The sequence below is a fragment of the Pseudomonas sp. TWI923 genome, assembly GCF_039673365.1.
Taxonomy (GTDB): domain Bacteria; phylum Pseudomonadota; class Gammaproteobacteria; order Pseudomonadales; family Pseudomonadaceae; genus Aquipseudomonas; species Aquipseudomonas sichuanensis.
Genome location: NZ_JBDJLM010000044.1, coordinates 36,892 through 43,873, shown reverse-complemented (window position 1 = coordinate 43,873; position 6,982 = coordinate 36,892). Strand labels below are relative to the sequence as shown.

The following is a 6,982-nucleotide window of genomic DNA, read 5'->3' as shown; positions in this document are numbered from 1 at the left end:
TGGTACACTGTGTGGGAGGGGCCGGCCCGCGCTAGGCCCTTCGCACCCTCCCGCGGGGCCCCCCCGCTCCCACAATGCTTTGCAGAGAACGCCCGAACATGCCGCTGTCGAACATCCAGATCCTTCACGAAGACGCCGCCATCCTAGTGATCAACAAGCCGACCCTGCTGCTGTCGGTGCCGGGCCGTGCCGATGACAACAAGGACTGCCTGATCACCCGCCTGCAGGAAAACGGCTACCCCGACGCCCTGATCGTCCACCGCCTGGACTGGGAGACCTCGGGGATCATCCTGCTGGCCCGTGACGCCGACAGCCACCGCGAACTGTCGCGCCAGTTCCACGACCGCGAGACGGAAAAGGCCTACACCGCGCTGTGCTGGGGCCAACCGCAACTGGACAGCGGCAGCATCGACCTGCCGCTGCGCTACGACCCGCCGACCAAGCCGCGCCACGTGGTCGACCATGAGCAAGGCAAGCACGCCCTGACCTTCTGGCGCATCGTCGAACGCTGCGGCGATCATTGCCGGGTCGAGCTGACACCGATCACCGGGCGCTCGCACCAGTTGCGCGTGCACATGCTGTCGATCGGCCATCCGCTGCTGGGGGACCGCCTGTACGCCAACCCGCAAGCGCTGGCCGCCCATGAACGGCTGTGCCTGCATGCCTCGATGCTGAGCTTTACCCACCCGGTGTCCGGCCAGCGGTTGAAGTTCGAGTGCCCGGCGCCTTTTTAAGCTGCAAGCTTCAAGCTAGAAGCTGCAAGCTAAAGCCAAGGCAGGTCGCGTACACGCTTGCGCTGCTGACCGCCTTTGCTTGAAGCTTGCAGCTTGCGGCTTGAAGCTCGAATTGGAGTGACTTATGCGCGATGCCCTGAACGCCGGCCTGATTGAATTCCTCAAGGCCTCCCCGACGCCCTTCCATGCCACCGCAAGCCTCGTGCAGCGCCTCGAAGCTGCGGGCTTCCAGCACCTGGACGAACGCGACAGCTGGGCCACGGTGCCTGGCGGGCGCTACTACCTGACCCGCAACGACTCCTCGATCATCGCCATCAAGCTCGGCAAGCACTCGCCATTGATGAGCGGCATCCGCATGGTCGGCGCCCATACCGACAGCCCGTGCCTGCGGGTCAAGCCGCAACCCGAACTGCAGCGCCAGGGCTTCTTGCAGCTGGGCGTCGAAGTCTATGGCGGCGCCCTGCTCGCCCCCTGGTTCGACCGCGACCTGTCGCTGGCCGGGCGGGTCACCTTCCGCCGTGACGGCAAGGTCGAAAGCCAGCTGATCGACTTCAAGCTGCCGATCGCGGTGATCCCCAACCTGGCGATCCACCTCAACCGCACCGCCAACGAAGGCTGGACGATCAACCCGCAGACCGAACTGCCGCCGATCCTGGCCCAGGTGGCGGGCGACGAGCGCATCGACTTCCGCGCCCTGCTCACCGAGCAGCTGGCCCGCGAGCACGACCTCAACGCCGACGTGGTGCTCGATTACGAGTTGAGCTTCTACGACACCCAGGACGCGGCACTGATCGGCCTGAACGGCGACTTCATCGCCGGCGCCCGCCTGGACAACCTGCTGTCGTGCTATGCCGGCCTGCAGGCGCTGCTGAGTGCCGACAGCGACGAAACCTGCCTGCTGGTGTGCAACGACCACGAAGAAGTCGGCTCCTGCTCGGCCTGCGGCGCCGACGGCCCGATGCTCGAACAGACCCTGCAGCGCCTGTTGCCCGAAGGTGACGCCTACGTACGCACCGTGCAGCGCTCGCTGATGATCTCGGCCGACAACGCCCACGGCGTGCACCCCAACTACGCCGACAAGCACGACGGCAACCACGGGCCCAAGCTCAACGCAGGGCCGGTGATCAAGGTCAACAACAACCAGCGCTACGCCACCAACAGCGAAACCGCCGGGTTCTTCCGCCACCTGTGCATGGCCGAGGAAGTGCCGGTGCAGAGCTTCGTGGTCCGCAGCGACATGGGCTGCGGCTCGACCATCGGCCCGATCACCGCCGGCAACCTGGGCGTGCGCACGGTCGACATAGGCCTGCCGACCTTCGCCATGCACTCGATCCGCGAGCTGTGCGGCAGCCATGACCTGGCGCACCTGGTGAAGGTGCTGACGGCGTTCTACCGCAGCCGCGAACTGCCCTGAGACCGCGTCGCCCTCATCGCCGGCAAGCCGGCTCCCACACAATGGACTTGCACGTCCGCTGTAGGAGCGGCCTTGTGTCGCGAAAGGGCCGCAACGCGGCCCCAGGATTTCAGCGTGAAAGCAGAAATCGCCGGGGCGCTACGCGGCCCTTTCGCGACACAAGGCCGCTCCTGCAAAGACAGTTGCGCCCACAATTACGGCATTGCCTTGAGGGTGGCACGAACTCTGTGGGAGCTGGCTTGCCAGCGATGAGGCCTGCATTGGCCAGCACCTGCCCCCGGTCAATCCGCCTCGCTGGCAAAGCGCTATGCTTGATACATGGCCCATCAAGCACAAGGATTGCCGCACCATGTCCCCGTTCCTGTCGCTGTTCATCCCGGTATTCGGGTTTCTCATGCTGCTGACCATCGGCTTCAGCCTGCGCGAGCGCAATATCGGCGTGCTGATGATGTGGATCGGCACCTTGGGCATCTTCGGCCTGACCTGCTGGAAGATCCTGGAGAAACTACCCACATAAACCTCTACACTCGGTCAATCGTTTGACCTGAGGTAGATTTCCCGGTGCCTGCCCTCCTGCGTTGCCTGTTCCTGCTGTTTCTCCTGTTCGTCACCCCGGTGCACGCCGCTGGCCTGCCGAGCCTGCTTGGCTCCAGCACGCCCGCCCAGCCCGAGGCCACGGAGCCGCTGGGCAAGTCGCTGGACGAGGTGATCAAAAACCTGGAAAACGACCAGCAGCGCGCCAAGCTGTTGGCCGACCTGAAAAAGCTGCGCGACGCCAGCAAACAATCGCAGCCCACCGTCGAACAAGGCGTGCTCGGCCTGATCGGCGGCGCCCTGCATGACTTCGAAAAGCAGTTCAGCGGTGACGCCAGCCCGTTCAACCGCTGGGCGCAGGAAATCAGCCAGGCCCAGGATGAACTCACCGCGCTGATGGTGCCGGTGCACCAATGGCCGGCCATTCTCTTCGGTTTCGCGGCGGTCATCGCCGTATGGAGCCTGCTGGCCTACGCCTTCAACTGGATCGGCCACCGGGTGCGGGTGCGCTTCGGCCTTACCGAGGAACTACCGCAGCACCCACGCACCTGGGACCTGGTCAGGTTTGCCCTGCGCAAGCTCGGGCCGTGGCTGGTGGCACTGGTGTTCACCGTCTACCTGAGCTTCGCCCTGCCGCCGTCGCTGGGTAAATCCATGGCCATGGTGCTGGCGTATGCGCTGGTGGTCGGCACGCTGTTTTCGGCCATCTGCGTGATCGCCTTCTCGCTGCTCGACGGCCCGCACCGCCACCGCGCCCTGCACATCCTGCGCCACCAGGCGTTTCGCCCGCTGTGGCTGATCGGCAGTTTCGCCGCGTTCGGCGAGGCGATGAGCGACCCACGCCTGACTACCGCCCTGGGCAGCCATCTGGCCCATGGCCTGGCCACCCTGGCCAACGTCTTCGCCGCGTTGTGCACCGGGCTGTTCATCCTGCGCTTCCGACGCCCGATCGCCCACCTGATCCGCAACCAGCCGCTGAGCCGGCGCCTGACCCGACGCACCCTCAGCGACACCATCGAGATCCTCGGCAGTTTCTGGTTCATCCCGGCGCTGCTGCTGGTAGCGGTCTCGCTGTTCGCCACCTTCGTGTCCGCCGGCGACACCAGCACCGCCCTGCGGCAATCGCTGATGTGCACGGTGCTGGTGGTGGTGTGCATGGTGCTCAACGGCCTGGTGCGTCGCCACGCCGCCAACCCCAAGCGCGCCAACAAACGCCAGGCGGTGTACACCGAACGGTTGCGCAACTTCGGTTATGCCCTGGTGCACCTGTTCATCTGGCTGGCCTTCATCGAGTTGGGGTTGCGCGTGTGGGGCCTGTCGATGATCGACTTCGCCGAAGGTGACGGCCACGAGATCAGCCTGCGCCTGCTGGGCCTGGCAGGCACCCTGATCGTCGCCTGGCTGGTGTGGATCCTGGCCGACACCGCCGTGCACCACTCCCTGGTGCGCTCGCGCCGGGGCCAGGCCAACGCCCGCGCACAGACCATGATGCCGCTGATCCGCAACGTGATGTTCGTGGCGATCTTCATCATCGCGGTGATCGTCGCCCTGGCCAACATGGGCATGAACGTCACGCCGCTGCTGGCCGGTGCGGGGGTCATTGGCCTGGCCATCGGTTTCGGCGCCCAGTCGCTGGTCGCCGACCTGATCACCGGGCTGTTCATCATCATCGAGGACTCGCTGGCCATCGATGACTATGTGGATGTCGGCGGCCACCTCGGCACCGTGGAAGGCCTGACCATCCGCACCGTGCGCCTGCGCGACATCGACGGCATCGTGCATACCATCCCGTTCAGCGAGATAAAGAGCATCAAGAACTACTCGCGCGAGTTCGGCTACGCCATCTTCCGTGTGGCGATCCCCCACAACATGAACATCGACCAGGCCATCACTTTGGTTCGCGAAGTCGGCCAGAAGCTGCGCAGCGACCCGTTGATGCGCCGCAACATCTGGTCGCCGCTGGAGCTGCAGGGGGTAGAGAGCTTCGAGTCGGGTTCGGCGATCTTGCGGGCGCGGTTCAAGACCGCGCCGATCAAGCAGTGGGAGGTGTCGCGGGCGTTCAACCTGGCGCTGAAGCGCCAGTTGGACGAAGCCGGTCTGGACCTGGCGACGCCGCGGTTGTCGGTGCAGGTGGTGACGGCGGGGGGTGGTGGAATGACTGAAGGGAATGCCTCCAGCTAGAGGCCATCGCGGGGCAAGTCGCATCGGCGCGGATGCGGATCGCATCATGCCGCCAATACTCCAGGTCGCAATCGATCAGATGCCCACGCTGGTCGCTGTTGACCCGGGTGATATGCAGCCCTGGGCTGCCCGCTGACACTTTCAGCGCACCGGCGGCCTCCACCGGCAAGGCGGTCGGCAGGATCTCGAAACACACCTGGCCGTACTGAATGCCGTATTCCCGGCCATAAATCTCGGTCAGCGACTGCGCCAGGTCCTGTTCGAGAATCCCAGGGAAGTAGCTCGGGTTGAGGTAATGCTCGGCATACAGCACTGCCCGCCCGTCGATCCGCCGTAAACGACAGATTCGCACCACGCTGGACAACGCCGGCAGGCGCAAGCGCGCGCAGATGGCCGCCGGGGCCGGCTGCAGCCGCGCCGACAGCAGCTCGGTGCTGGGCAGCCGCCCCTGGTCCCGCACCATCGCATGGAAGTGGCTACGCTCGATCAGGTCGTAGGTCAGTCGCTCGGGCGCAACGAACCAGCCACGCCGCTCCTCACGGTAGATCAGGCCCTGGGCCTCCAGCTGTACCAGTGCCTCACGCAGGGTGATGCGCGTGGTGTCGAACACTTCGCTGAGCTTGCGTTCGGCCGGCAGCTTGCCACCCGGCGCCAGCAGGCCGTGTTCGATCTGCTCCTGCAGGGCATGGCAGATGGCTGTTACCGCTCGCGGTGGCGTCGCTTGCATCAAAGGTTACCTATCTGGACTAGTCCAGCCCCAGAACAGGGCATATGGAGCGTAGTGCAAGCCTAGTCACGGCTGATGAACATCCTGTGACAAAGGCTTTTGCCGGGGCTTGCCAGAACCGGGCCAGCCCCCGTGAATCAAGGCTTTCGATCTGGTCTACGCTGTATTGCCAGGGCCTGCGGCGCACTACCTTGGCCCGCCCCTTACATCAAACTGTCACGCAACCGGCCTACCTTGGCTCAAGGTTTGCTGACCTAGACCAACGGTTGGCAGGCACCGCTTCATCACATAACAACGATTGCAAGGCACCCACCCAAGGAGCTTCGGATGAAAAAGTTGTTCATGGCGTCACTGCTCGGTTCGGCCATCGCGTTCTGCACCACGGCCATGGCCGAAGACCTCAAGGCCCTGGAAGATGCCGCCCGCAAGGAAGGCACGGTCAACAGCGTGGGCATGCCCGATGCCTGGGCCAACTGGAAAGGCACCTGGGAAGACCTGGCCAGCAAATACGGCCTCAAGCACAGCGACACCGACATGAGCTCGGCCCAGGAAGTGGCCAAGTTCGACGCCGAGAAGGACAACGCCAGCGCCGACATCGGCGACGTCGGTGCCGCCTTCGGCCCGATCGCAGTGACCAAGGGCGTGACCCAGCCCTACAAGCCAAGCACCTGGGAGCAGGTGCCAGCCTGGGCCAAGGACCAGGACGGCCACTGGGCGCTGGCCTATACCGGCACCATCGCTTTCATCATCAACAAGGACCTGGTCAAGGAAGGCGAGCGCCCCACCAGCTGGCACGACCTGGAAAAGGGCAAGTACAAGGTCGCCATCGGTGACGTCGGCACCGCCGCCCAGGCCGCCAACGGCGTGCTGGCCGCCGCCATCGCCTACAAGGGCGACGAGAAGAACATCGAGCCGGGCCTGCAGTTGTTCACCAAGCTGGCCCAGCAGAAGCGCCTGTCGCTGGCCAACCCGACGATCCAGACCATCGAGAAGGGCGAGATCGAAGTCGGCGTGGTGTGGGACTTCAACGGCCTGAGCTACCGCGAGCAGATCGACCCCAAGCGCTTCGAAGTGCTGATCCCGTCCGATGGCACGGTGATTTCCGGCTACACCACCATCATCAACAAGTACGCCAAGCACCCGAACGCGGCCAAGCTGACGCGTGAGTACATCTTCAGCGATGCCGGGCAGATCAACCTGGCCAAGGGCCACGCCCGGCCTATCCGTGCCGAGCACCTGAAGCTGCCGGCAGACGTACAGGCCAAGCTGCTGCCCAACGAGCAGTACAAGGCTGCCCAGCCGATCAAGGACGCCGCGGCCTGGGAAGCGACCTCCAAGGCCCTGCCGCAGAAGTGGCAGGAGCAGGTGATCATCGAGATGGAATAAGCACTG

General features: G+C 64.7%; 5 protein-coding genes and 1 pseudogene. 5 read left to right on the top strand and 1 reads right to left on the bottom strand.

Annotated elements, in window-relative coordinates; translation table 11 throughout:
- The first annotated feature begins 98 nt into the window (after positions 1-98).
- From ABE459_RS17020 to ABE459_RS17005, 4 genes are all read left to right on the top strand, one after another.
- Positions 99-734 (top strand): RluA family pseudouridine synthase, encoded by a 636-nt coding sequence (locus ABE459_RS17020; RefSeq protein WP_110996259.1) that lies wholly within the window; start codon positions 99-101, stop codon positions 732-734.
- A 124-nt stretch (positions 735-858) separates the two neighbouring features.
- Positions 859-2,148 (top strand): M18 family aminopeptidase, encoded by a 1,290-nt coding sequence (locus ABE459_RS17015; RefSeq protein WP_258705907.1) that lies wholly within the window; start codon positions 859-861, stop codon positions 2,146-2,148.
- Between the two features lie 349 nt (positions 2,149-2,497).
- Complete coding sequence (locus tag ABE459_RS17010) at positions 2,498-2,665, top strand: hypothetical protein (RefSeq protein WP_167409870.1); 168 nt, start codon at positions 2,498-2,500, stop codon at positions 2,663-2,665.
- A 44-nt stretch (positions 2,666-2,709) separates the two neighbouring features.
- Positions 2,710-4,863 (top strand): mechanosensitive ion channel family protein, encoded by a 2,154-nt coding sequence (locus ABE459_RS17005; protein ID WP_323833031.1) that lies wholly within the window; start codon positions 2,710-2,712, stop codon positions 4,861-4,863.
- Between the two features lie 25 nt (positions 4,864-4,888).
- On the opposite strand, the pseudogene ABE459_RS17000 reads toward ABE459_RS17005, so the two are convergent.
- A pseudogene (locus ABE459_RS17000) lies at positions 4,889-5,590 on the bottom strand (UTRA domain-containing protein); the annotation flags it as partial.
- A gap of 327 nt (positions 5,591-5,917) precedes the next feature.
- On the opposite strand from ABE459_RS17000, the gene ABE459_RS16995 reads away from it, so the two are divergent.
- The gene (locus ABE459_RS16995; RefSeq protein WP_258645393.1) at positions 5,918-6,976 is read left to right on the top strand and encodes an ABC transporter substrate-binding protein; all 1,059 of its coding nucleotides are present in this window, start codon (positions 5,918-5,920) and stop codon (positions 6,974-6,976) included.
- Positions 6,977-6,982 lie beyond the last annotated feature (6 nt).